The sequence below is a fragment of the Paenibacillus sp. FW126-R14 genome, from assembly GCF_058789495.1.
The window spans coordinates 35,341-60,857 of sequence record NZ_JBYTBS010000044.1 but is presented as its reverse complement, the minus strand read 5'-3'; the positions used below and the strand labels follow the sequence as shown (position 1 = coordinate 60,857).

22 protein-coding genes are annotated in these 25,517 nt (G+C 48.9%); 13 read left to right on the top strand and 9 right to left on the bottom strand.

Annotated features, from left to right (window positions below):
- Positions 1–270: 270 nt before the first annotated feature.
- A complete protein-coding gene (locus tag AC3WRW_RS23850; RefSeq protein ID WP_492548772.1) occupies positions 271–1,965 on the top strand; it encodes a PAS domain-containing sensor histidine kinase in 1,695 nt (564 codons plus the stop codon).
- The gene (locus AC3WRW_RS23845; RefSeq protein ID WP_492548771.1) at positions 1,962–2,756 is read left to right on the top strand and encodes a TIGR01457 family HAD-type hydrolase; all 795 of its coding nucleotides are present in this window, start codon (positions 1,962–1,964) and stop codon (positions 2,754–2,756) included. The genes AC3WRW_RS23850 and AC3WRW_RS23845 overlap by 4 nt, the downstream gene beginning before the upstream one ends.
- 140 nt (positions 2,757–2,896) lie before the next feature.
- Here AC3WRW_RS23845 and AC3WRW_RS23840 read toward each other — a convergent pair whose 3' ends face one another.
- Together AC3WRW_RS23840 and AC3WRW_RS23835 are read right to left on the bottom strand one after the other, a co-directional pair.
- The gene (locus AC3WRW_RS23840) at positions 2,897–3,475 is read right to left on the bottom strand and encodes a PadR family transcriptional regulator (protein WP_492548770.1); all 579 of its coding nucleotides are present in this window, start codon (positions 3,473–3,475) and stop codon (positions 2,897–2,899) included.
- Between the two features lie 13 nt (positions 3,476–3,488).
- On the bottom strand, positions 3,489–5,015 hold the full coding sequence (locus AC3WRW_RS23835; RefSeq protein WP_492548769.1) for an MDR family MFS transporter: 1,527 nt from the start codon (positions 5,013–5,015) through the stop codon (positions 3,489–3,491).
- Positions 5,016–5,237: 222 nt separating this feature from the next.
- Between AC3WRW_RS23835 and AC3WRW_RS23830 the strand changes: the two genes are divergently transcribed.
- Positions 5,238–6,140 (top strand): LysR family transcriptional regulator, encoded by a 903-nt coding sequence (locus AC3WRW_RS23830; RefSeq protein ID WP_492548768.1) that lies wholly within the window; start codon positions 5,238–5,240, stop codon positions 6,138–6,140.
- Between the two features lie 41 nt (positions 6,141–6,181).
- Positions 6,182–6,988 (top strand): histidinol-phosphatase, encoded by an 807-nt coding sequence (locus AC3WRW_RS23825; RefSeq protein WP_492548767.1) that lies wholly within the window; start codon positions 6,182–6,184, stop codon positions 6,986–6,988.
- Positions 6,989–7,036: 48 nt separating this feature from the next.
- Here the strand turns inward: AC3WRW_RS23825 and AC3WRW_RS23820 are convergent, their stop codons facing one another.
- Entirely contained in the window at positions 7,037–9,343 is a 2,307-nt protein-coding gene (locus AC3WRW_RS23820; RefSeq protein WP_492548766.1) for a putative bifunctional diguanylate cyclase/phosphodiesterase, read from the bottom strand.
- A gap of 189 nt (positions 9,344–9,532) precedes the next feature.
- On the opposite strand from AC3WRW_RS23820, the gene AC3WRW_RS23815 reads away from it, so the two are divergent.
- Together AC3WRW_RS23815 and AC3WRW_RS23810 are read left to right on the top strand one after the other, a co-directional pair.
- The gene (locus AC3WRW_RS23815) at positions 9,533–10,417 is read left to right on the top strand and encodes a helix-turn-helix domain-containing protein (protein ID WP_492548765.1); all 885 of its coding nucleotides are present in this window, start codon (positions 9,533–9,535) and stop codon (positions 10,415–10,417) included.
- Between the two features lie 70 nt (positions 10,418–10,487).
- On the top strand, positions 10,488–11,537 hold the full coding sequence (locus AC3WRW_RS23810) for a ParB/RepB/Spo0J family partition protein (protein WP_492548764.1): 1,050 nt from the start codon (positions 10,488–10,490) through the stop codon (positions 11,535–11,537).
- On the opposite strand, the gene AC3WRW_RS23805 is transcribed toward AC3WRW_RS23810, so the two are convergent.
- The 3 genes from AC3WRW_RS23805 to AC3WRW_RS23795 all read right to left on the bottom strand — a co-directional run bounded on the left by AC3WRW_RS23805 (position 11,529) and on the right by AC3WRW_RS23795 (position 13,437).
- On the bottom strand, positions 11,529–12,032 hold the full coding sequence (locus AC3WRW_RS23805; RefSeq protein WP_492548763.1) for a GNAT family N-acetyltransferase: 504 nt from the start codon (positions 12,030–12,032) through the stop codon (positions 11,529–11,531). The two genes, AC3WRW_RS23810 and AC3WRW_RS23805, sit on opposite strands and share 9 nt — an antisense overlap.
- Positions 12,033–12,047: 15 nt before the next feature.
- Complete coding sequence (locus AC3WRW_RS23800; RefSeq protein WP_492548762.1) at positions 12,048–12,542, bottom strand: CYTH domain-containing protein; 495 nt, start codon at positions 12,540–12,542, stop codon at positions 12,048–12,050.
- A 76-nt stretch (positions 12,543–12,618) separates the two neighbouring features.
- Entirely contained in the window at positions 12,619–13,437 is an 819-nt protein-coding gene (locus AC3WRW_RS23795) for a helix-turn-helix transcriptional regulator (protein WP_492548761.1), read from the bottom strand.
- 113 nt (positions 13,438–13,550) lie between these two features.
- Here AC3WRW_RS23795 and AC3WRW_RS23790 point away from each other — a divergent pair, with 113 nt between their 5' ends.
- The 6 genes from AC3WRW_RS23790 to AC3WRW_RS23765 all read left to right on the top strand — a co-directional run bounded on the left by AC3WRW_RS23790 (position 13,551) and on the right by AC3WRW_RS23765 (position 22,386).
- Positions 13,551–15,257 carry a glycoside hydrolase family 2 protein gene (locus AC3WRW_RS23790; RefSeq protein WP_492548760.1) on the top strand — a complete coding sequence of 569 codons (1,707 nt, stop codon included), beginning with the start codon at positions 13,551–13,553 and terminating at the stop codon, positions 15,255–15,257.
- 798 nt (positions 15,258–16,055) lie between these two features.
- The gene (locus tag AC3WRW_RS23785; RefSeq protein ID WP_492548759.1) at positions 16,056–17,357 is read left to right on the top strand and encodes an erythromycin esterase family protein; all 1,302 of its coding nucleotides are present in this window, start codon (positions 16,056–16,058) and stop codon (positions 17,355–17,357) included.
- 129 nt (positions 17,358–17,486) lie between these two features.
- Positions 17,487–18,440, top strand: coding sequence for a magnesium/cobalt transporter CorA (gene corA / locus AC3WRW_RS23780; RefSeq protein ID WP_492548758.1), 954 nt, complete (start codon positions 17,487–17,489; stop codon positions 18,438–18,440).
- A gap of 46 nt (positions 18,441–18,486) precedes the next feature.
- Positions 18,487–19,167, top strand: coding sequence for a response regulator transcription factor (locus AC3WRW_RS23775; RefSeq protein ID WP_492548757.1), 681 nt, complete (start codon positions 18,487–18,489; stop codon positions 19,165–19,167).
- A complete protein-coding gene (locus AC3WRW_RS23770) occupies positions 19,164–20,525 on the top strand; it encodes a HAMP domain-containing sensor histidine kinase (RefSeq protein WP_492548756.1) in 1,362 nt (453 codons plus the stop codon). The genes AC3WRW_RS23775 and AC3WRW_RS23770 overlap by 4 nt, the downstream gene beginning before the upstream one ends.
- A gap of 145 nt (positions 20,526–20,670) precedes the next feature.
- On the top strand, positions 20,671–22,386 hold the full coding sequence (locus tag AC3WRW_RS23765) for a S41 family peptidase (RefSeq protein WP_492548755.1): 1,716 nt from the start codon (positions 20,671–20,673) through the stop codon (positions 22,384–22,386).
- 2 nt (positions 22,387–22,388) lie between these two features.
- Here the strand turns inward: AC3WRW_RS23765 and AC3WRW_RS23760 are convergent, their stop codons facing one another.
- Complete coding sequence (locus AC3WRW_RS23760) at positions 22,389–22,895, bottom strand: DinB family protein (RefSeq protein WP_492548754.1); 507 nt, start codon at positions 22,893–22,895, stop codon at positions 22,389–22,391.
- A 103-nt stretch (positions 22,896–22,998) separates the two neighbouring features.
- The gene (locus AC3WRW_RS23755; protein WP_492548753.1) at positions 22,999–23,514 is read right to left on the bottom strand and encodes a DUF6886 family protein; all 516 of its coding nucleotides are present in this window, start codon (positions 23,512–23,514) and stop codon (positions 22,999–23,001) included.
- 157 nt (positions 23,515–23,671) lie between these two features.
- Here AC3WRW_RS23755 and AC3WRW_RS23750 point away from each other — a divergent pair, with 157 nt between their 5' ends.
- The gene (locus AC3WRW_RS23750; RefSeq protein ID WP_492548752.1) at positions 23,672–24,607 is read left to right on the top strand and encodes a phosphotransferase family protein; all 936 of its coding nucleotides are present in this window, start codon (positions 23,672–23,674) and stop codon (positions 24,605–24,607) included.
- Here AC3WRW_RS23750 and rbsK read toward each other — a convergent pair.
- Positions 24,580–25,476, bottom strand: coding sequence for a ribokinase (rbsK, locus tag AC3WRW_RS23745; protein WP_492548751.1), 897 nt, complete (start codon positions 25,474–25,476; stop codon positions 24,580–24,582). The genes AC3WRW_RS23750 and rbsK overlap by 28 nt on opposite strands.
- Between the last annotated feature and the right edge of the window lie 41 nt (positions 25,477–25,517).

The window sequence follows — 25,517 nt, the reverse complement described above, 5'->3', positions numbered from 1 at the left end:
GAGGACAAGAAAGAACGTTTCTAGCAAACCAATTCTAGCTTTTGACAGACCTAGTTACATTTGTCCATACTCTTATTCATAAATTAGTTCCTTGTACTCACATACAGGTGCTTGCCATGCCTTCATACTAAAATTGTCGAATATGGTTTTATTGATCTGAATCAGCAGGAAAATGAGCATGTAATCTGGAAGAATATATAAATATGTGTCGAATCCTGATATACACACGAAGTGTGCATGTCCCTCAAAGGAGCGCTGAAAAGACCACCCATGATAAAACAGAAAACGACAATTCCCAATTGGACTTTATACCGGTTTACGCTTGTTTATCATATTATCGCTCTCCTGCTGGTCGGAGCGGATTTCTTCATCGTCCATCAGCTGTCTTATGTGGAATCTCACCGCTGGATCGGAGCAGCAGCCGATATGGTTGTATTTGGCTCCGTACTGGGATTGGCTTGGTATGTGATAAAAAAGGTGAAAAGCAAAGAAGCTGCCATTCTGGAAACTGCCGAGCGGTATCAATCCTTATACGACAATCATCCGGACTCGATTATTTCGTTCAGCCTCGACGGCGAGGTGCTGTCGGCTAACCACGGCATTGAAAGTCTGCTTGGCCTCGGACCCGAAAGCTGCATGCTGACTTCGTTTATTCCGATGATAAGCCCGCCGGATCTGCTCAAGGCTTTGCATCATTTCCAAGTGGCCTCTGCCGGGATGCCGCAAAATTTCGAAGCTTCTTTTATCCATCAAAACGGGTTCCCTATCCCTTCGAATGTGACCTTTGTCCCGACGAAGGTCGATGGCCAAGTGGTGGGGGTTTACGCTATTCTAAAGGATCTCACTGAAGTTAAAGAGCAAAAAAAGGTCATCGACAAGCTGTATAAGCAAAATCAGCTTATCCTTAACTCCGTATCCGAAGGCATTTATGGGATTGACATGAGCGGCCGGACTATTTTCTGGAATCAGGCGGCTGAAGCCATTACCGGCTGGAAAGTGGACGAGATGCTCGGTCGGCAAATTCATAATCTGATTCGGCCTGAGATGGCGGACGGAACCCCTTATTCCCGCGAGGAAAGTCCCATTCTTACTACCATCATGAACCGGGGCGTTCCTATCTTGAGAGAGGACCTGTTCTGGCGGAAGGATGGCACCTCATTCCCTGTCGAATACATGTCCAGTCCGATTCTGGAGGAGAAAGGGCACATTCTGGGTACGGTGATAACCTTTAAAGATATTACGGAGTTAAAAAAGACCCAAGAGCTGCTTATTAAATCGGATAAACTGTCAGCCGTAGGTCAGCTCGCCGCAGGCGTAGCGCACGAAATCCGCAACCCTTTGACAGCTCTAAAGGGATTCCTTCAATTATTGAATACAAAGAACGCGAAGGAGCAGTATTACATAGAGATCATGCAAAAAGAACTGCAGCGCATTGAATTTATTGTGAATGAGTTCCTGTTTGTATCTAAACCTCAGGCAACCAACTTTGCCACTCGAACCGTCGAAGGCATGGTGATGAGCACCATCGAGCTCCTTCAACCGCAAGCGCTGTTGGAAAATATTGAAATCGAAGCCGATATTGCGCCGGATCTCCCCCTTGTTTCCTGTGACGAACGGCAAATTAAGCAGGTTTTCATTAATATATTGAAAAATGCGCTTGAGTCTATGGAACTAGGCGGGAAAATGCGTATCCATGCTTCAGCCGATCCTTCCAAGCGCAATATTCTCATTCGTTTCATCGACCAAGGCTGCGGTATTGCACCGGAGCGGCTGCCCAAGCTGGGGGAACCATTCTATAGTACGAAGGAAAAAGGTACGGGACTTGGCCTCATGGTTTGTTTCCGGATTATTGAAGCGCATGGCGGCTTGATGGAAATTCGAAGTAAACTGGAGGAAGGGACGACGGTTGAGATTACGCTTCCTTCCGCACCAATAAAAGACAACGAGGGAGAGTTCGCATCATGAACGGTTTTCTAATTGATTTGGATGGCACGCTGTACCGGGGGCATGAACCCATTCCCCATGCCGCTTCTTTCATCCGGTGGCTGCAGCAGCACCGCATGCCCTATTTACTGGTGACGAACAATTCATCCCGTACGCCGGAGCAGGTTGCCGGGCATCTGCAAGAGCTCGGCATCGAGGTTCCCGCGGCGGCGGTCTATACATCCTCGCAGGCAGCCGCGCAGTATTTGACTGAGAAGCGCGGCGGCAGCCGCGTGCATATGGTCGGCGAAGCCGGACTGCGGATCGCCCTGGAGGCGTCCGGCTTCGCCATTAACGGCACGACGACGCCGGATTACGTCGTCCAAGGCATTGACCGCAGCTTCTCCTATGAGAAGCTGACGGAAGCCGTCCGCCACCTGAAGGCCGGCGCGACGTATGTGTTAACCAACCCCGACCGCATGCTGCCGTCGGATGGCGGGCTTATGCCAGGGGCCGGTTCCCTGGCCGCTTCGATCACCGCCGCCTCCGGCGCGGAGCCGGTGGTGATCGGAAAGCCGTCGCCGATCATAATGGCTTACGCCATAGAGCGGCTCGGTCTTCCTGCCGCCGATGTCTGGGTCATCGGCGATAACGTGCACACCGACATCCGCGGCGGCGCAGTAGCGGGGTGTCGCATGGCGCTCGTGCTGACCGGCGTTGCAACGGCGGATAACGTGCACGAGCAATTGGCGTCGGCGGGCGTGACGCCGGACCTCGTCTGCGATGATTTGGCGCATTTCATCGCACAATTCAGCGCACTTGGCAGGCCTTAGGGGGCTAAAGTTGAGTGCTGCCTCCATTGTTTAAGCGCAAATAAGAGCCTCCAGAAACTTCTATCCTGCGAAAACGGCGATTTTCGGCTGAGACAGAAGTCTTTGGAGGCTTTTTTGAATCTATATTTGTTTCGGGCTGATCAATCCAATCGGTCCCAGTCCACTTCCGGAGGAGAGCCTTTCTCCTGCAAACGTCCTTCGCGGGCATCCTTCTGCAGCTGCTCCAGCCATTTCAACTCGCTGAAGGAGTGCTTATAGGTGCCGATCATCATCTGCAAGACAACACGGGGCACCGTGTTTCGGTGCTCTTCATACAGGCTTTTCATTCTGTTCATGATCACTCTTTGAGCCAATATTTTATTTTCAAGAATATCGGCTATCTTAGCTTGGTCACCATGCACCGTAAATGGCAAAGCCACATAAAGCGGGTGATAGTGCTTAATTTCTTCATGCAGCTGCTCGATCAACAGCTCCTGAAATTTGCGCTTCCCGGCTTCGGTGATTTGATATACGGTTTTCTCCGGTCGATTCGTATCGCGCACGACTTCAAGTGCTTCCACAAGACCGTCCTTGCGCAATTGATCCATGGCATAATACAGCGAGCCGTCCTGCAGCTTCATATAATTATGCATGCCTCTTTCTTTCATCGTTTGCCGGATTTCATACGTATGCCGGTTGGCTTCCATCAAGAGACCGAGTATGACGAGCTTTATCGACATAGCGGTTAACCTCCTAGTGCCCTACAGAGCCGCTCCCTTTGACAGGGGCGCTTCCCATTTCCATCTTCGCATTCCCCATGAGCAAAATGAACGCGAGTCCGATGACCGCTAAAACGACTGTTGTTTGAAAAACGACCGCAATGGAATCTGCCAGTGCCGTCAGCAGCTTGTGCAGCACTTCGGCAGGAATGTTCGCCCGAAATTGCGGCTGCAGCAAAATGCGCGCATCATGATACTTTTCAGCCATCGCAGGATCATGTAGGGATTTTGTAATGTTATCTCTAAGAGAGTTTACCTGAATACTGCCGAATACCGCAACTCCGATAGCGGAGCCTACGGAACGGAAGAAGCCGACGAGCGAAGTCACGGTGCCTCTGCGGCGGAAATCTACCTTATGCAGGGCCGACATGGAGGTAATCGGGAAGCAAGCGCCGATGCCGAGTCCCATTAGAATCATAAACGTCGTGATTACCCACCGTTTGGAATCGATGGAGATGCCGCCCAAAAGCGAAGTGGCTACCAGCAATAGCGCCGCGGATACCAGCATCACATTCCGGTAAGAGAACTTCCCGATGAAGCGCCCGCCTAATGCGGAGCTGACGACGACGCCAAGCATCATCGGCGTTAATGTAGAGCCTGCGCTTGTAGCAGAGCCTTCAAACACACCTTGAATAAACAAAGGAATATACGTACCGGCCGAAATCAGAACGGCCCCGTAAGCGAAGCTGACGCCCATGCTTGCGGTGAACAAGCGATTTTTGAACAAATCCAGAGGAACAATCGGTTCTGCCGCAAATCTTTCGATCATCAGGAAGACGACCAAGAGAACGGCAAATCCTGCGAACAAGCTAATAATTTGCCAAGAATTCCAAGCGTATTCTTTACCGCCTAGCTCTAACGCAAACATGAGTGACATAATCGCTGCCGTCAGTAAAATCGTACCGCTCCAGTCGATCTTGGCCTTGCTGTGTTCCACGGACTCGTGGTACGAGAAAATAATGAGTAATAAGGATACGACACCGAGTGGAAGATTAATAAAGAAAATCCATTCCCATGTAACGTGATCCGTGAAATAGGCGCCGATAATCGGGCCGAGCACGCTCGACAAACCGAATACGGCTCCGAATAGCCCTTGCATTTTCCCCCTTTTCTCCGGCGGGAAAATGTCAAAAATAATGGCAAACGTTATCGGCATCAGAGCGCCGCCTCCGATACCTTGGATGGCGCGGTACACGATGAGCTGGGTCATCGAGGTAGCCGTTCCGCATAAAGCAGAACCAACCATGAATACAATGATCCCAATGATAAAAAACAACTTGCGCCCATACATATCCGACAGCTTCCCGAAAATCGGCATCGCTGCCACGTTCGCAATCAAATACGCCGAGAAAACCCAGACGAACTGGCTGAAACCGCCTAGCTTAGAAACAATGGTCGGCATCGCCGTCGAGACGATCGTCTGATCCAGCGAAGCCAGTAGAAGTCCTAACATTAACCCGACGACTGTCCATGTGGGGTTTGACTTGCGTGTTAACGACATGAAGTGAATCTCCTTTATCATTCAATTTTAACTATACGAATTATTATAATCAAATTTGAGTAATTAGCAATAAAATTCATACTTTGTCTTTCCTGTTTTTCCGAAAATATTGCCGACCCCGGCCCTACTATCATATAATAGGCTTACAAAAGCTTTTTATGCACTTTACAATTTCGATAAATTTTATTTGTAAACATACTATGAATCGCAGGAGGTAATCGCATGAATATGAACCAGTTGGAGACATTGCTCACGATTTCCAAGACGATGAGCTTCCGTAAAGCTGGCGAAATTCTTAATTTGACCCAACCTGCCGTTTCCGCGCAAATCAAGAGTCTAGAAGACGAATTCGGCACGATTCTCATTGATCGCAATCAGCCTGTTACTTTAACGGACAGCGGAAAGCTATTTTTGGAGCATGCTGAGAAAATGCTGCGGATCGCCAGTGACCTCAAGCAGCGCTTGACTGACTTACATCAAACGCCGCAGGGCCATATCCATATCGGCACGACGACCTCTATTGCCATGCAAATTTTGCCGCGGGTGCTTTCTTATTTTCAAGACCAATTCCCCCTAATCAAAACGACCATTCACTCTATGACGTCTTCCCAAATTATGGCCTCTGTTGAGAATAGCCAAATTGATATCGGGCTTACCTATTTATTTGAGAAAAATCAAGCGTTAGAAACTTCCGTGCTGTACTACGACACCTTCGAATTGATCGTCTCGACGCATCATCCACTTAGCCGGTTCGCCCATTTATCGATTGAGAAGCTGCGCAATATTCCGTTCATCATGCTTTCGCCGGAAACCGCCGGTCGGCGCTTCGTCGATCACATTTTCAAAGCGTATGACGTCTCGCCGCATATTGTGATGGAGTTGTCCAGCAGTGAGGAAGTGAAGCGGATGGTGGAACTAAATCTCGGCGTCGCGATCATCTCCAAGCTTTCTGTGGCGGATGAACTGCGGCATGGGACGTTGAAAATGGTAAAAGTCAGTGAGCTGGATAGTACGCATCCTGTAGGTGTAGTATATAAATCGGGACGCTACTTGAATTCTGCCATGCAGCAGTTCCTTGCAGATCTGAAAGGAATGCCAGAAACGCAGTTTCTTGGCTCAGAATAAAGAGAAATCAACTCAATTCATTGTTCAGGAGGCATCCTTGTATGAAATTCGACCTACATACCCATCATGACCGGTGCGGGCATGCACAGGACAAAATTCGCGACTATATCGAGGCCGCCATTGCCGGCGGTTTGAAAGCGATTGGGATTTCGGACCATTCCCCTTATTTCGGTAGCCCTGAAGATCACGCTCAACCTTTAATCGCCATGGCCAAAAGCGAATTTCCCCGCTATATTGAGGAAGTGCTTCAGCTTAAAAAAGAATATGAAGGCAAAATCGATGTGCTGTTAGGCGTCGAATCCGACTATTTCCCCGAGCACGTCGACATCTATCGCCAGGAGTATGCCAAATACCCATTCGACTACATCATCGGCTCGGTGCATTTGTCCAGCGGCGTCAGCATTTTTAACCGCAACCGATGGAAACATCTGAACGAAGAGGAAAAGATTCAGCACAAAGAGGAGTACTACCGCCTTATCGCAGATTCCGCCCGTTCCGGCATGTTCCATATTCTTGGGCATATCGATGCGATGAAAGGCTTTTACCCGGCTTTCTCCGACATCGTGACGCCGGCAGTAGGCGAAACTTTGAAAGTCATCGGCGAGTCCGGCGTAGCCATTGAAATCAATACGTCAGGCAAAACCAAAGATGTCGGCGGCTGGTATCCTTCGCACGCGATCTTGGAGCAAGCGCTTCACTATGGCGTCGAGGTGACGTTCGGCTCCGATGCGCATATCCCTAGCCGCGTCGGGGATGACTGGGATGAAGTGAGCAGAACGCTCAAAGAGATCGGCTTCAAACGCTGGGTGTACTTCAAAAACAAACAAAAACAAATTGTTCCGCTATAAAAAAAGAGGCTCCCTTGCGCAGATCACTATACGCGAGGGCAGCCTCTTTTAGTTGCTGCTAATATTGTCCATAAACGCCAGCTTCGGCTGAAGGCTCTCATGCAGTTTGTCATGCGTCTGACCTGCCGTCATAGGCATAAAGAAATAATAGCCTTGGATTTGGCTGCAGCCGTTAGCAACCAGGAAGCCGGCCTGCTCTTCCGTCTCGACCCCTTCAGCAATGATTTGCAATTGAAACGATTTGGCTACGGAAATGATCGCTTTAATCATAGCCCGATCCTTGTCATCAGTTTGTACGCCGCGGACAAACGATTGGTCCAGTTTGATTTTGGTGACCGGAAACCTTTTTAAATAGCTTAATGAAGAATAATGAGTGCCGAAATCGTCGACGGATATCGCAATACCAAGCTCGCGCAGACGGCCAAGGGCTTCCAGCTGCTCATCCTGCATCGCGACATTTTCCGTAATTTCGATTTCCAAATATTTCGCCTCAAGGCCCGTCTCTTCGAGAATTTGAATCACTTTATCGACAAAGCGCTCATCGTTCAGCTGCTTAACGGAGAGATTTACGGATATCGTCAGCGGCTCTTCCAGGGTGTTGTGCCAAGCTTTCATTTGCATGCAAGCTCCCCGCATCACCCATTCGCCGATCGCGACGATGAAGCCCATTTCCTCGGCAATCGGAATGAATTCCGAAGGGGAAATATAGCCCTTGGTCGTATGCTTCCAGCGCAGCAGCGCTTCAACGCCCGTAACTTTCCCCAGCAGGCAGTCAACCTGCGGCTGATACACAATCTCTAGCTCATTTCGATCCATCGACTGCCGGAGATGATTGCCCATTTCCAGCTTCGATACGGAATTCATCGCCATTTGCTGATTAAAGAAGCTGTAGGAGCTGCCGCTCTCTTTCTTGGCCATATACATGGCAATATCTGCGTTCTTAAGCAGCGAATCCCAGGTTAGACCTCCATGCGGATACTGCACAATGCCAATGCTCGCGCTGATGAAAAAGGAGCGGCCCGCGATCATGCACGGCGGCTTCAGGATCTCGATCAATCCTTCGCAAAAATGCTGAATGTCCTGTTCTTCCGGGCAGTCTTCGAGCAGGATCGCAAACTCATCCCCGCCGAATCTGGCGAACGTATGATAAGGAAGCTCGGAATGCTGAATCCGGTGAACAACTTCGTTCAACATGAGATCGCCCATATGATGTCCGTGCGAATCATTCACCATTTTAAAGTTATCCAGATCAAAAAACAGCACCGCCAGCGAAGTATGATTAATTTCGTTATAGACGATTTGTTCCTTCAAGATCATTTGAAAATGGGCCCGATTATGAATTCCTGTCAGCACATCATGATAGGCCATATAGGACAGCATATGCTCCGATTCTATCAGCCTTTTGGTAGACTCCTGCAGCTCCTGCTGTCCGGCGATCAGCTCCTCATTCATCGCTGTCAAATCTTCATTGGCGAGCTGCAATTCTTGTGTGCGCTCGTTCACGGCCCGGCTTAACGCATTGCGCTGTCTAACCATGTAGAGGATGAAAAAGAAACCGAGCAGCAAAACCGTCATATACGAGCAGCGCGCCACGAGAATCTGCTTGTTAATGCTATGCAGCGCACTGCTGTGAGGCAGCGCACCCAGCTCCCAGTTGTGATCCGCAAGCTCAATCGTGGTGATCATCGTGCTCTTCGCTTGGAAAACCGCATCATCTCCAAAAAAGGCCGGCTGTCCCGGGTTGCGGAGGGCGAGTCCTTCATTTCTTGCCTCTTCCTCTCCCAAGCCCGCTTCGGTAAGCAAGTTATCCGAGTCGGCTCCGACGGATACGAATCCCCAAAATTGCCCGTTTTGATAGATCGGTTTGCGGGCAACTAATCCATTCACCCCTTGCAGCAATTGAAACGGACCATCTATGGTCATTTTCTTGGTTTGAAGGGCTCGTGCAATTTGCTGCTGCACATTCGCCCGGGGATCTTTCAATAAATCCCAGTTTAAAATGGTTTCATTCCCCTTAAGCGGAAAAACGAATTTCATGACCCCTTTGGGCGCGATAATTAAATTAAGCGTTGAAGCCTCTGCTCCAAGATACAGAGAAGCTATGTAATTCAAAACCTCTTGATCCGGTATGTTTTCCAAATATGTAGAACTTACGTAAGCTTCTAAACTGACCATGACGTTAAAATTACGATCAATCACAGATTGCAAGGCCAAAGCCCTCGAGGATAACTGCGATTGTTCGATAATACTAAGCTCGTTCAACAAGGAGCTTTTGTACTTACCGAGCACAAACTCGGATGAAGAGATCAGTATAACGAAAACTAGAGCTATAATCGTATATTGCATCGTTTTCATGAGTCTCTGCTCCCGTCAATTAACATTAAACGCCAAACTTCGACACGTTCCTCTCTATTATTCCATCTACGAAGTACTAGATCAATCTTTTTATTGCCGAAAAGAAAACCTGCTTCCCGGCTCTTGCACTTTTCACAGATCCTATGAAACAATAGAGGCAAGTCACAGCCTTATTTGGGGGGAAGTCCGATGAAGACTCATCTCGGATCACTCGGGAATTTGCGTCCAACCGTTAACTTCTGCAATTATTTTCAAGCTCCGGCCGGTACGTATTGGGGCCCCCGCACGATTCCGGACTGTCAGCTCATCCTCTTGGTATCCGGTTCCGCCAGTTTTGAATTCGCAGGTAAATGCCTGAATTTACTTCCGGGAAACTGTCTGTTCTACGGAAGGGATACGCCGCACCGTTTAGCGATTTCCTCCGATGGTCCCTCTACTTTAGGCAGCATTCATTTTAGCTGGGATTCGGCTTCGAGCGAAGCGATTCATCCCGAACCGGCGATTATTTTACATACGAAAGAGCACTTGGCCAAGCCAGCCAGAACGTACACCGTTCATGTGGAAGGACACGGCGACGTGGATATGTGGCATTTCTATGAGGTTGCACAGCTGGAAAGCCTGTTTGCGCGGATCGCCAAGGAATTCGTACACGGAGAGCCAGGCTATGGCGCTATCGCCCGCGGCTATCTTCTCCAAATCCTTACCACGTTATTGCGCTATCAAATCGATAAACGTTTTCGCGCTGCCAGCGGGCATAGCAAAATCGCCGCATCGCTAGAGGCGATTCAACAGGATACGTCCCGACAGTGGTCAACGCCTGAGCTTGCAGCCATAAGCGGCTACCACCCCACCTATTTCGCAGAATTGTTCCGCGAAGAGACCGGGTATGCCCCAAAGCACTACTTGGTGATGGAAAGAGTGAAACAAGCGCAGCTGCTGCTGCTGCAAGAACCCTCCATTGAAGCCGTGGCGATGAAACTGGGGTATTCCAGCATTCATTATTTTTGCCGGAATTTCAAAGCCGTTACCGGCCTGACCCCTACTGAATTTAAGCAGCGCAATGCTGCGTTATAGGGAGTTATTTCCACAAATTGAACCTTGTTATATAATAAGCCAAGGAAATCTGAAGGATTGGAGACATGTTATGGACATTATTGAAATTCCTATCGCTCTCATCGATGAAGACACAGATCAGCCCAGATATCAGTTCGATGAGGAAGCGCTGCAGGAGCTGATGAAAAGCATTGAGGAGATCGGCTTGCTCTCGCCGATTAAAGTAAGAACGACGGGCAATAACCGCTACAAAATCATCTATGGGAACCGCAGATATAAAGCGAGTAAAATGCTCGGAAAACAAACCATGTCCTGTATTGTGTCCACGGTCACGGATGAGATGGAAATTTATTTGGAGCAAATTGCGGAGAATTTGACGCGGGAAGGCTTTTCCCCGATTGAGGAAGCCGAGGCTTTCCATAAGCTGATGAATGATGCCAGATTCAGTTCCTCCATTAAATACCTCTCCGGCAAGCTGGGGAAGCCTGAAGCCTACATCAAAAATAAATGCGATTTATTGAAATTCGGCAACGCCGTCAAAAAATTGATCGTAAGCGGAACGGAAATTCGCAAGGACAAATTGACGGAAGACCAGCTCCTGCCGCTCAAGGACTTACCGCTCGAGCACCGCGATCCGCTGGCCTTGATTGTTGCAAGAGATGAAATGCCGGTCAGCGACGTGAAAAAAATCGCCAAAATGTTCAAGGATAAAGATATTTCGGAAAGCACGAAAGGGAAGCTGCTGTACAAATCAGGTCATGAGCTGGTGGAAACGTGGTCGATCTTTCAAAATAACCGCGCAGAGCGAGCCAAGCCTGCAGCTGCAAAGCCTTCTGCTAAAGCGCAAAAATCGCAGAAAGCAGCTGCGGCAAGCGATGCGCCAATAGCTGCGCCAGCCGGCCAGCCTCAGCTGGAAGCGGCTGCGGCAGCCGCAATCGCCGCAGCCCCCATTCAAATCAAACTGCAGCAGCTGCTTGAGGCCGTACAAGCTCCGACAGCGAGTGATCTGCATACCGATGCGGGCAAACTCGACATCACTGAGAAAGATAAGTTTCTGGACGATGTCAACACGTTAGTCGAGCATTTGGAAAAACAGTTGGATGAATGGAAAAAGGTAAGAGAGCTTGCCCTCTCAAAATAGCTTCTTCGCGTAGCAATGCCTTGGCAGACCGCCGTACATCGGGCGGGAGAATTGAAGCGTGAGTCCGGCCGCCTCTAAGTTGTGCCGGCTGACCGCATTGTCCGGATGAACAGTGGCGTAAAGGTACAGCATGTCCTTTTCCCGTGCGCGCTGTTCTCTCCAGGCATGGAAATGGCGCTGCAGCCCTTGTCCTCTCGCCGATTCGTGAACAATCGTTCCTTCCAGCGAAGCGACTCTGGGCAGTTCCTCCTCCGGCACGCCAAACTCCCGCCCGAGATTGCCGGCGCTTAAACCCGGGAATGCGATCACCGTATAAGCAACGAGCGCGTCCCCTTGATAAACGCCGTACATTTCGCCTTTTTGCTCAACATATTCGTACAGGGCATCCAAACGATCTGCCGAATACAGAGCCGCCGACGGCAGGCGCGAAACCACATCCGTCAGCAGTGCTTGTACCTGCGGTACGTCTTGTTCCCATAGCCGTCTTATTTCCAAGATGCTCGAACCTCCCTATGACTTGTTTTGCAGAGCCACCCACATGGATTTGTTCCTGAATTCTTCCTCCGCACCCAGCTCCCGCCCGAACCAGGCAGGTACTTCAAAGCGTTCAGCCGCTTCTAAGCTTGGAAATTCAACTTCCACCACGACCAAATCCACTTGTTTATACTCATCGATTTCAAAACAATTCCCCTGAAATTCCACTGTCGTGCGAATCTTCTCCAACGGAATCAAACCGGTACGCGCCAACAGCTGTTTATAGACAGATTCTGAGATGCTGTATTCGATTTCTTCCCGAACCATGCCATGGCCGGATTTAAACGTATGGGTAAAATGCGACTTGCCGGAGCTGTCAACCAGCTGACGCACGCGAATTTCCTGATCCTCCGAAAAAGCTAAATACGTTTGATAAATATACTGCTTGGAAACTAACTTCATTGTTTCCTTTTCTAATTCCCCTGCTGGAAACACAGGCAATAGAAACTTTCTTTCGATCTCGGCACCCATAGGTAAAGCCCCTCTCCCTAACCAATCGTTTTTTAAACTATTTTACCATAAAAATGTTGGAACAACCTGCTAGGAGCTATTTATACAAAGCTCTGAACCGGGCCGGGGATACGTCATTCCAAACCCGGAACATTTTGCCAAAATGAAATTCGTCGGCAAAGCCGCAAGCGATCGCGATCGCTTTCATCGGCTCCTCCGTCAGCAGCAGAAGGGTTTTGGCTTTCTCGTTGCGGATCCGGTTCAAATATTCCTTCGGAGAAATGCCGGTTTGCTGCATGAACATTTTGCGTAATTGGGAGACTGAAATATGGAAATTCCGCGCTAATTCCTCCATCCTGAGAGGCCGGTTATAGCAGGTTTCCATCCAAAATTTCGCTTGCTGAAAAGCTTTCATATACGGATCCGCCGATGCCTGCGTATCTCTCATATAATGAAGCAGCTTGGAAAGCACGTATTGAAACTCCGCCTGCCTTTCATGCGGATCCGTACTGCTGATCGACCACATTTGCTTAAATTGCTCATGAATCCAAACCGCTTGTTCCGGGGAATACAATTTGATGAACGGCAAGTGAAGCGTGTCCACATATACAGGCTTTTGCCAGGTTGAATGCGCATAAGGCACATCGAAAGCGTCAAACAAAAGCATCCGAATGTACAGCGGTTGGTCCACCGAGGATGACATGGTCAGCGAAAAACCGGGCTTCAGGTAGAGAAGCGTTCCCGGCTTCACCTGTATAGGCTCCTCCTCAGAGGAATGGGCAAATTCCCCCTCCCCGCTCATTATCCAGTACAGCGAATGAACATCCATCGTATTCCGAATATCCTTCCAACCAGGCACCGGAAGCTTCTCATAGGTAAGACGGAGATGATACATTCTGTGCGCTTTGATTTCCATATTGCCACCACCTGTAAAGCGATTTTGACAAAGATTAAAAGACTTTATCCATAGATAATCCCCATTCCTCCATGATACGCTTTACGAAACAGACATGAAAGGGGCTTTTTCTCATGATACGTTCTTTCAACCAGCATATCCTTCGCAAGACCCGTCTGCTCGATGGTTTATGGGACTTTGTCACAGACCCCGGCAATGCAGGCACGACGGAGGAATGGTACAAGCACTTTCCTTCCGATTCCCGAAAGCTCGTTGTTCCTTCCTGCTGGAATAATGAATTGGGTTTATTCGAGTACATTGGGGCAGCTTGGTATCGCACTTATTTTGATACGACACAGGATACGAATGTTCGCCTGATCTTTGAGGGCATTCTTCATCACGCCGATGTGTATGTAGACGGTCAGCATCTCGGATATCATTTTGGCGGTTATACGCAGTTCTCCACCCTCCTTCCGCATCTGGCGCAAGGACGGCACGAACTAATCATTCGCGTAGATAGCACGCTGGACTGGCAGACACTGCCGACGGATGTGGCCGATTGGTACTCTTACGGCGGCATCATCCGTTCTGTAGAGCTTCAGGAGCTGCCTGACGTCTATATCGATACATTGAAAATCGATTATGACCTAACAGACGATCAAGCGGATATCCGCTTGCAGGTTCAGATTCATTCTTTAAGCGACAAGGACGCTGAAATTGCTGTTAACGCCTCTACGGAAGGACTGGCCTTCCTCGCTTCGACGGTGCAGCTGGCCGCCGGCCAATCGGAGACGCTGACAATGCTCGGAAGCCTCTCCAACGTCCGTAAATGGGATGTCGGAGCTCCCGAGCTTTATACGTTCACAGTGCGGACAGACGATGACGATCTGATCGATCGTACAGGTTTCCGTACGGTGAAAGTCGACAATGGCCAAATCCTTTTAAACGGAAAAACACTTTATCTACAAGGGGTTAACCGGCACGAGGAGCATCCGGAGTGGGGTTTTGCATTTCCTCCTAAGCTCATGCTGAAGGACCTCGCTATTTTGCAAGATTTGGGCTGCAACATCGTACGCGGTTCCCATTATCCGCAAAGTCAGTTCTGGGTCGATTTGCTTGACGAACACGGCATGCTTCTATGGAGTGAGATTCCGATGTGGGGCTGTTTTATGAGCACGGAAACGCTGGCCAGTCCTCTCTTTGCGGAGCGCGGCGTGCGGATGCTGGATGAAATGATTACCCGGGATTATCATCATCCTTCGATCATTTTCTGGGGAGCTCATAATGAAATCGATACGCGCACGACAGAGGCGCTTGAGCTTACGAAGAAGTTTGTGGGCAAAATCCGCAGCATGGACGAGAGCCGTCTGGTCACCTACGCTACCATGCACCCGGTGGAAGATATCGTCCTGTCCTATTTCGATGTCATCGGCATCAATAAATATTATGGTTGGTACGAGGGCAACGTAAACGGCTTCCGCGATATGCTGCATAATTATTATCGCAATGCCGAAGCCCAAGGCGCCGGCGGCAAGCCTCTCATCATGAGCGAATTCGGTGCGGCCGGTATTTTCGGAGACGCAGGCTGGGAGCCGCGCTTATTCAGCGAAGACTATCAAGCTGACGTTGTGAAGCAGGCGCTGACCATTTTCCGCGAGGACCCGCGCATCGTGGGTACGCTGATCTGGCACTTCGCCGACATCCGCGTTGACGTGCGCAGCGACCGTCCTTACTTCCGCGACCGCGCGCGGAGCTTTAACAATAAGGGGCTGCTGAATGAGTACCGCAAGCCTAAATTGGCTTACCGGTTGGTGAAGGAGATTTATCGTTCTGAGCGGTAATTGATGAGGGATCTGGCCTTTGCGGCCGGGTCCTTTTTTGCTGTTTGGACAGTGCCCCGGGGTCAAACGCTTATGCTTGTTTGCGAGTAGTGTGCGAGGGAGATTGAGGAGATATTTGGGACCGATGGAGATAGATTGAGGTAGATCGAGGTAGATCGAGGTAGATTGAAGGTAGATTGAAGGTAGATGGAGGTAGATTGAGGTAGATTGAGGTAGATTGAGGTAGATCGAGGTAGATCGTGGTAGATTGAGGTAGATTGAGGTAGATCGAGGTAGATCGAGGTAGATCGAGGTAGATCGAGGTAGATGGAGGTAGATTGAGGCTGATGGGGGAAAATATAAAGAATAAGGTAGATAGTGTGCGATATTGAAGATTTGGGGGAACTACGGGGCGCTATTCGAGCAAAACGAGCTCATCCCCGGTGTGGGCGGAACTACAGGGTCTTATTTACCCTGAATGGCTATGATGTTGGCCCAGTTCGGTGAAATAGAGGATCATAGTTCCCTCTGAACTGGGATATGGCTGTTTTTTGGGAAAATAGCGGACTGTAGTTCCTCTCACTCGCAGGTTAGATCTCACAGGCAAAAAAAGGGACCTCGCCTACGGGGCCAGGTCCAAAGTTTATATTAAAAAAGGGGGTCTTGTTTATTATAATAGCCCATCCATATTAGAGGACTGTAACAGAAATGTTCCAATTGTGTTACAAAAAAAGCGATTCATGGCGAATCGCTTTTTTGCCGTCCGTTTTGTACATACTACAGATGTAAATCTTTAGGATAGGAGCATGTCTGGTAAACATGAACAGGACCATAAACGAGAACGGGAACCGTGGCACCCAAGAAGCCATCGTGGAACAAATCAAGCAGCAGGCTGTACCTTTAAACTCCCCGCAAGATCTGGACGTGCTGATCGAAGCCATCGGAGATCGAAAATATGTGCTGCTCGGTGAAGCATCGCACGGCACATCCGAGTTTTATAAGCTGCGCACGGAATTAACACGCAAACTGATACAAACGAAAGGCTTTTCGTTCATTGCCGTCGAAGGCGACTGGCCCTCCTGCTATGAGGTCAACCGCTATGTGAAGCAGTACAAAGATGCAAAATCAAACACACATGAAGTGCTGCAGGGCTTTAACCGCTGGCCGACGTGGATGTGGGCAAACGAAGAGGTCATAGAGCTTGTCGATTGGCTCAAGGAGCACAATGCGGATAAGCCCGTAGATCAACACGTCGGTTTCTACGGACTGGACGTCTACAGCCTATGGGAATCGTTAGAAGAAATCGAACGCTATTTGCAGGAAAAAGGCACGCCTGAGCAGCTCGCTTTAGCGCGCTCAGCTTTTGAATGTTTTGACTCCTATGACAAGGAGGGTCAAAACTATGGGGTGTCCGCAGCTTTCTACGGAGAAAGCTGCAAAGACGAGGTCGTGAAGCTGCTGAAAGAGCTTCACGCGAAGCGCGTGCGGTACGGCGAAGACAGCGAAGCGGCCCTCAGCGCGGAACTGAACGCGCTTGTTGCCGTGAACGCGGAGGACTACTACCGCACCATGGTCCGCCACGACGCGGAATCGTGGAACGTCCGCGACCGCCACATGACCGAGGCGCTGCGTCGCCTCGTACAGCACCACGGCCCAGACGCCAAGGTCATCGTCTGGGAGCACAACACGCACATCGGCGATGCGCGTGCAACGGATATGCTGGACGACGGCATGGTCAACGTCGGCCAGCTCGTGCGCGAAGCGCACGGCGAAGCCGATGTGTTCGCCATCGGCTTCGGCACTTACCGCGGCACGGTCGTTGCCGCGAAAGGCTGGGGCGCGCCGGAGGCGACGATGCAAGTGCCCGCTGCCCAGCCGGGCAGCTGGGAGGAGCTCATGCACCGCGCCGGCGCGCACGATCAAATCCTCCTGCTGCGCAAGGAGGATCCGGTACTTGGGCACGAGGTGCTGGGGCACCGTGCCATCGGGGTCGTGTACCGCCCTGCATATGAGCGCGGGAACTACGTTCCCTCGGTGATGGCCCGGCGGTACGATGCTTTCGTGCATGTGGACGAAAGCCACGCGCTTCGTCCCTTAACGATTGAAAAAGTGCTTGTGTGAACTCACACAAGCACTTTTTCGCATCTTCCCGCAAAAATTCGCCTCATATTTCCCAGGAAATTCTGAACTCTCGACAAAATATGGTAGAATAAGAAGCTAATAACGCCCATCACTTAGGAGCTTTTTTATATGATTCGTTCACTAGCGGTTACGACCGATTTTACCGTACTTCACGATATCCCCCTTAAACAGCTGAATGACGCCAATATCAAGTGGTATTGGGTTGATTTCCATCATCCCAGCGAAGAGGAAGCACTGTTGTTGAGAGACCATTTCCGTTTCCATCCGCTGGCCATCGAGGACTGTTTCTATTTGCTGCAGCGGCCAAAAATGGACCATTACGACGAAAATGTCCATTTCTTTGTCATGCACGCAATGAACGCTAAGACGCTGGATGCCGAAGAGGTGGATATGTTTCTGGGGAGAAACTTCATCGTTACTTTTCATTTGCACGCATCCAGGGAAATCGAGGATGCCTGGTGCCGCCTGTCCGAGCAAGAAAATTTGCGCAGCGAAGGCCATATTTATGCCGCCTATTTAGTGCTGGACAATTTGGTAGATCAATATTTTCCCGTCGTCTACCAATTAGAGGATCAACTGAACGAAATCGAAAACAACGTGCATTCCGAGTCCATTGAGGTGCTCATGAATGATATTTTTGAGATTCGTTCCAAATTGTTAAAAATACGCCGTACCATCGTGCCCATGCGCGATCTGCTGTACAGGGTCATCAATACCGAACGGATTGAACAATTTCGTGAGCATATCGTATTTTTCACGGATATTCACGATCATTTGCTGAAGCTCTCGGAGATGATTGAGTCCAACAGGGACATGACGGCCGATATGCGCGACAGCTATATCTCCTTGAATTCCAACCGCATGAACACAATTATGAAAACGTTGACGGTTATTACGACGATTTTCATGCCCTTGACGTTCATTGCCGGGTTATACGGAATGAACTTTGCTTATATGCCTGAGCTGCAATGGCAATGGGGGTATTTCGCCATTCTCATCATCATGTTCGGCATCGGTATCGGCATGTTCGCCTGGTTCTGGAAAAAAGGCTGGTTTAAATAGCCCGTTTCATTCTCTGGTGTATATTCCAAAAGGAGTTCGTATTCAAATGACCAAAATACTTATTGTGGATGACGACGCGCACATTCGCGAGCTTATGAGCTTTTTTCTGCAAAATGAAGGATTTGACATCCTAGAAGCGGTAAACGGCGAGGAAGCACTTTCCGTGCTGGCGGATACGGTCGTTGAGCTTGTCATTCTTGATATTATGATGCCGCTGATGGACGGCTGGGATTTATGCAAAGAAATCCGAAATCGGGATCCGCATATCCTTCTTCTCATGGTGACTGCCAAGGGAGAGTCAGGGCATAAAGTGAAAGGCTTTCAATTGGGGACAGACGACTACTTAGCGAAGCCGTTTGATCCGGTGGAGCTTGTGATGCGGGTCAAAGCGCTGCTGAAACGATCCCGAATATCCTCTTCCAAGATCATTCAACTGGGTGACATTGTGCTGAATCTTGGAACCTACAAGGTCGTTCGCGGAAATGAAGAACACTCGCTGCCGCTAAAAGAGTTCGAGCTGCTGTTCAAGCTGGCCAGCCATCCTGGTCAAATTTTCACCAGGGAGCAGCTGATCACCCAAATTTGGGGGATGGACTACGAGGGCGACGACAGAACCGTGGATGTACACATCCGAAGGCTGCGGCAGAAGTTTTCCGGCGATATGAAGCATTTTCACATTGAAACGACTCGCGGCCTCGGCTACAGGCTTGTGGTGCATGCAGGATGAAGAGCTTATATGTGCGTGTTGTGCTCACCTTTTTGGCTGCGATCGTCATCGGCTTAATCTCCTCCTTCATCATCGGAGTCGCCATCTTTCAAAAAGAGTTAAATGAGCTTGGACAAAACGATATGATCAAGGTGGGCGATAACCTCATAGGGCTTTATCAACAAACTCAGCCTCAGGATCTGGAAGCGTTCATGGAGAAGGCATCCGAGTTGACGGTGTACCCGGTGCAAGTTTTTTCGGCCTCAGGCGAAAAGGAAGTATTTGGGTCCGACAAAGGGCAGGCTGTTGGGATTGATGGGGAGACTATTCAACATGTGCTGAATGGCGGGCAGTACCGCTCGAAGGTTAAAGCACAAGGGGCGATCTACGTCGGGCTTCCTTTTGCGCTTGGGGGTCAGGACTATGCCCTCTTCCTCCAGTCGTCCTCCAAAAATGAGAAAGCCCTAAACCGGTTCTTGATTACAATTTTGCTGCTTGTGCTCGTGATAGGAAGCTTGTGTATCGTTATTGCCGCCCGCTATTTGGTAAGGCCGCTTAAATTATTGACGAAAGCAACCAAACGGCTCGCTAAAGGCGATTTCAATGTAGAATTGAAGCTGAAGCGAAAAGACGAATTGGGGATTCTTGCCCGAAGCTTCAACGAGACGGCCCGCGAGCTGAAGCAGCTCGAGATGATGCGTCAGGATTTTGTTTCGAATGTCTCCCACGAGATTCAATCGCCGTTAACGTCCATTTCGGGTTTTGCGAAAGCGCTCAAGCTCGACCATCTGGTAACGCCGGAGAATCGGGGACGGTATTTGGATATCATTTTGAAGGAAAGTGACAGGCTGTCCCGGCTTAGCGATAATTTACTTAAGCTTGCCTCTCTGGAATCGAAGCATCATCCTTTTGTGGCAAAAACGTTCAACCTCGATGAACAAATCCGACAGGTCGTGGTTTCCTGCGAGCCGCTTTGGTCAGCCAAGCATATTCGGATCGACCTGAAGCTGCCGATTGCCGCGAAGATCACGGCGGACCCCGATCAGCTCAATCAAGTATGGATTAATCTGCTAGGCAACAGCATTAAATTTACGCCCGACAATGGCACGATCCGCATCGAGCTCATCGCTAATACCCATTCGTATACCGTTGTCATGAAAGATTCAGGGATCGGTATTACGCCTGAGGAATTGAACCATATTTTCGTACGTTTTTACAAAACGGATCGATCGCGCAACAGCACAGGCAGCGGTCTCGGTCTCGCTATTGTGAAGCAAATTGTCTTGCACCATCAGGGCAACATTGAAGTAGAAAGCGCAGTCGGGCAAGGTACGAAGTTCACCATACATCTTCCGGCTTCTCCGCCACATACGCTTTAAACCGCAGCCGGTACCTCATGGTGCCGGTTTTTTTGGCATGGTTTTATAAACAATTCCACTAATACCCAATTCCGTTCACGCTCCGTTCACATTTCTTTTCTAAGCTTTAGGAGTAACGTAAGCCTTATTTTGAAGGAGATGAAGAATGAGCATGGTGGGAGATTTATTGGGTTCATTGAAATGGTTCACCGTATATGAACTGCTGTTATTTGCTATCAATTTGATTCTTTTAGTGTGGTATGCAATATCAGCAGTACCAGCAGTACCTATTCGAAAATATGTCAGATGGCTTGATTTTTTGCCTAGTGCAGGTCTCCTTATCGCGATTGCAAGTGTGCTAAATGGTGACACGACCATACTGGCGTTATTGCTCTACGCAGTGACCGCTATACTTTTCCTATGTACGGTCAAAAAAATAGTTAAACCGGCTCGGCGCATCCCTATGCCCAAATACAGAATTGTAAGAATCGTCCTATGTCTATTCGGCCTTCTCCCTCTTGCCCTCTCATTGATGCTGGCGGGTGAGTCGCGTTTCAATCCGGTGAGCCATTTTAGTACATTGAGCTATTCCCAAGCCTTTGTGCAATTGAACGAGCGGCTATCCCGGGAGTACCCGTTTGGAGATTGGAAAAAGATTGACTGGACGGCAATGAAAAATAAATATGAACCCCTATTTCAACAAGCAGAGAGAGAAAATAACAAAGATTTATATTATAAAACGTTAAGATCGTATCTTTATTCTTTTCGAGACGGGCATGTCAAAATCATGAATGAGAACCTGTACGATGACAATCCGGTTTTCAAACAAGAAGTCGGCGGCGGCGTTGGTCTTAGTACGATTCAATTGGATCAAGGCAAGGTTTTGGTTAATTTGCTTATAGCAGGCAGTCCCGCTGAACAAAGCGGTATCCAGCTTGGAGCAGAGATTATTTCCTGGGATGGAAAAGAGGCCAGTGAAGCTTATCGTGCCTCCTACTGGAGCGAAAACCCGATGGCTACGGAAGGGGACCAGCTTCAGAACCAAGGACGATTCATGGTGAGAGCCCCCATTGGAAAGGAAATTCAGGTTGCTTTTAAAAATAAAGGTGAGCATGAAATAAAAAAAGCAACATTAAAGGCTTATGACGACAGTTACGAGACGCTAAAGAAAACAAAAGTAAAATTAAACAAAACGGATGCGCCGGTGGAAGGCAAAGTTCTAAGCAACGGATATGGTTATGTGAAAATAAGATATTTTCTTCCAAGCACGACCATGTCTAATCCGGATAAAGTATTGGGAGATATATTGAAAGAGTTTCAGACACAGCAAATAAAAGGCTTGATTATTGATGTTCGTGACAATCCGGGAGGAAGCGATGACCTCGTTACCGCAATGGCAGGTTATTTCGTGAATAAGCCGAAGCTGTATGAATATGTAAGTTATTACAATCGGATGACTGGAAAATTCGAAATCAATGCCAATGAAACTCGCACAATCAAACCTGTGGAGCCTTACTATGGCGGTAAGTTAGCGATTTTGATCAATCAACGAACGGGAAGTTCCGGAGAAGGCTTGCCGATTGCGGCAAAGGGCTTGCCCAATGTCCGAATTGTTGGATTTACGTCTACAAATGGATCATTTGGCGTTGTATCAAGCCCTATTCAAGTTGACATGCCGGAAGGCTACATCCTGCAACTGCCTGATGGGAGGTCGCTGAACCAAGATAAAACGATTCAAGGAGATAGTGACAACCAAGGGCAAGGCGGAGCAATGCCCGACATTAAAATCCCTTTAGATGAACAAACGTTCGAAGATAAATATGTTCGCGGGCAAGATGTCGAGCTAAACTATGCGATTCAAGCTTTGGAGAACATGGAGTAAAACTATCCGGTATACCAAAACAGCGCATACTCCGTCATTACAGAAGGATGTCCCAGTTGGCGCAGCATCGCGGTAACATTTCCACGGTGATAGGTGCCGTGATTGACCACATGGAGGAGCATTTCCGCAAGGCTGGTGTCCCGCACCCCTGCATAAGGATTATCCAACACAATTGTTTTCTCCAAAGATGCTTGTGTATCCAAGAACGCTTTAAACCGCTCTGATAACTGGATGTACAGTGCTTCTATCTCTTCTATGCTCTTGGACTCGGCATCAGCCGTCAGCTGGGCCGAATCCGCCATAGCTTCGTTCATGCTTTTACCGTGCATCATGTCTAGCCAACCGGAGTCCACAACATAAATGTGAGCGATAGCCTTCGAAACTGTAGGAAAAACACTTTGCATCTCCCTCGTATAGATGTCTTCTCCAAGCTTTTTGAGGTGAGTCAGCATCGTTTGGTTTGCCCATACATGGAAATCGTACATGTTCCGTACTTGTTGTTGTGTCATAAGTATCTCTCCCTTGGCTCAATGTCATTTCTCATTATTGCCTTAATCATACAGGAGATGCCCTGACAGCATACTGTCAGTTGAACGGAAAAAATTCTACATCTTACATTTCCTTAGCGTTCGCAAACCGATGCATGCCAAAATCATGGATCGTGGAGTTTAAAATAGCATTTTTCAATGGATGCAGGTTCGGGGTGAATCTTACTTCAATGTTAAGCAACATAAGAAGATCGAGTAAATTCGTAAGCGGTTCGACTTCCTCCGGAATGATAGTTTGAGGGGAAATGTAGTAGCCGGCGTAGGCATCGAACAATTGGAATGTATCGCTCGGCATTTTATAACGATATAGCGTTGTATGTTTGATTCGTTCGTACCAGTCTGTTTCAACCGTTATGACAATATTTGAAGAGGTTAGGCCAAAAAACTTCTCATGATCCTCATCCGAAATATCATTCGTTTTCGTATACACAACTCGCGGACAATCTCTCGGAAGATAAAAAGTAAATGCGTGCGCATCATCAATCGCCCAGACGACCGGCGGCATATCCCTTCGATTTTCCTTCACTCTAGGAACAAATACTTCGATTCCGCTTTCCTCGCTAAAATGATATAAGTTCATCGGGAGCTCCTTTTTTCACACTAAAAACCAACGCTGAACTGTTTAATTTTTCCTGTTTCAGAATTTCGTGATAGACTGGGAAGTATCCTGCTTCATATGGCATATGGCTTGGCGGCGTATTAAAAACATAGGATGGATAAGGGAAGGTGATGGCAAAATGTCCGGGATTAAACCTAACATGGATACCCGTTTAGCCGAAGCTTTTTTACAAGAGATTTTGAACAGTACGGTTACCGATGTACGGCCGATTGAGCAGGGCGAAGTGAGCAAAGTGTTCAGCTACAAAGAGCAGGATGAGGAATTTATTATTCATTTCAATAGCAGCAGCGAAGGGTTTGTCAGAGAGCGGTACGTGCATGGCCTGTTCGCATCCCAAGGCATACCGGTTCCGCGTGTTTTGAAGATCGGCCGAGCGAACGAAGCCTTATGCTTCTGCATTGCCGAGAAAGTGCCGGGCCGAACCATCATTTCCTACCCGGAAGCCGAAATCAAGCAGATTCTTCCCGACCTTGTCCGGCAATTTACGAATATGAATGAAGTCCAGCTTGGCCAAACCGAAGGATACGGCTGGATTCAGCCTTCGGGAGACGGCTCGCACGGGAGTTGGCCTGAATTTCTGGCCTCCTTCTTCCAGCAGGAGCAAACCGGCTTTTGGCTTGGGTGGTATGCACTGTTTGAAGACAGCTTTTTGGAACGGGATGTTTTTGAGCGTTTATACGGCATGATGATGGAGTTGTCCAAATATTCCCCGCAGCAGCGCTATCTTGTGCACGGCGATTTCCATTTGGGAAACATGCTGACGGACGGACATCGCGTCACGGGCATCGTCGACTGGGAGATGGCCTTCTATGGCGACTTCGTGTTCGACTTGGCGACGCAGCATCTGTGGACCCCGCAGCTGCAAATCCCTGAATTGGTGCGCAGCACTTGGGCTGCTGAGGGACGGGACATTCCGCATTTCGAGGAGCGTCTGCGTTGCGCACTGCTTTTCAAAGGCATTGACGGCCTCCGGTTCTACGCCAAGAAAGGCGACCGGAGCGCCTATGATAGCGTGAAGGCGGAGCTTTATAGATCCGAAAGCTCCGTTAAATAAGGGATCGAATCCTGCGCGCCTCTCCTGGTAACCGAAATGGAAGCCGCCTGCTGCGCAATGTTCACCGCTTCATCCAAGGATTTGCCGGCAGCAATCATGGCCGCAAGCGTCCCCGAAAACGTATCACCGGCGGCCGTTGTATCTACGGCATCCACTTTACGGCCTTCCATGTACACATTTTCGGTTCCGTTATAATACACAATGCCTTTCTCGCCAAGTGTGATCAACGGGAAACGAATGCCCTTCTCGCGCAATATAGTAAGCGCTGCAAAAGCATCTTCGGTATTTTGCACGTCCACATTCGTGTACAGCCGGCATTCGATTTCGTTCGGCGTAAAATAGTCTACACCTTCCAATATCTCATCATCCAAGGGAACCGCAGGCGCTGGATTTAAGAAAATCGGTACCTTCCCTTTCACGAGCCGAATTGTTTCGTAGACAGTTTCCAGCGGGATTTCAAGCTGCAGCATAATGGCCGAGGCGGAGAGCAGCTGATCTTTATAGCTTTCAATATACGCAGGTTTAACCAGGTTATTGGCGCCGCCGTCAAGGATGATCGCGTTATTCCCACCGCAAACGGTAATCGCGGCCACACCGGTCGTTACTTCCGACTCAATTCCCACATAATCTGTGTTCACGCCGAAGTCTTTGAGACTGCCGATCAACGATTGTCCGAAAATATCAGCGCCAACTTTTGCCATAAACCAGGTATCGGCGCCCATCTTCGCGCATGCAACCGCCTGATTGGCTCCCTTGCCTCCGGCAGACAGCATAAATCCTTCGCCACGCATCGTTTCGCCCATTTCCGGAATACGGCTCGTCCGCATAACCAAGTCCATATTTGCACTGCCTATGACAACTATTTTCATAATTTTCTCCGATCCATTCTAAAAATTCTAAATGAGCCCCT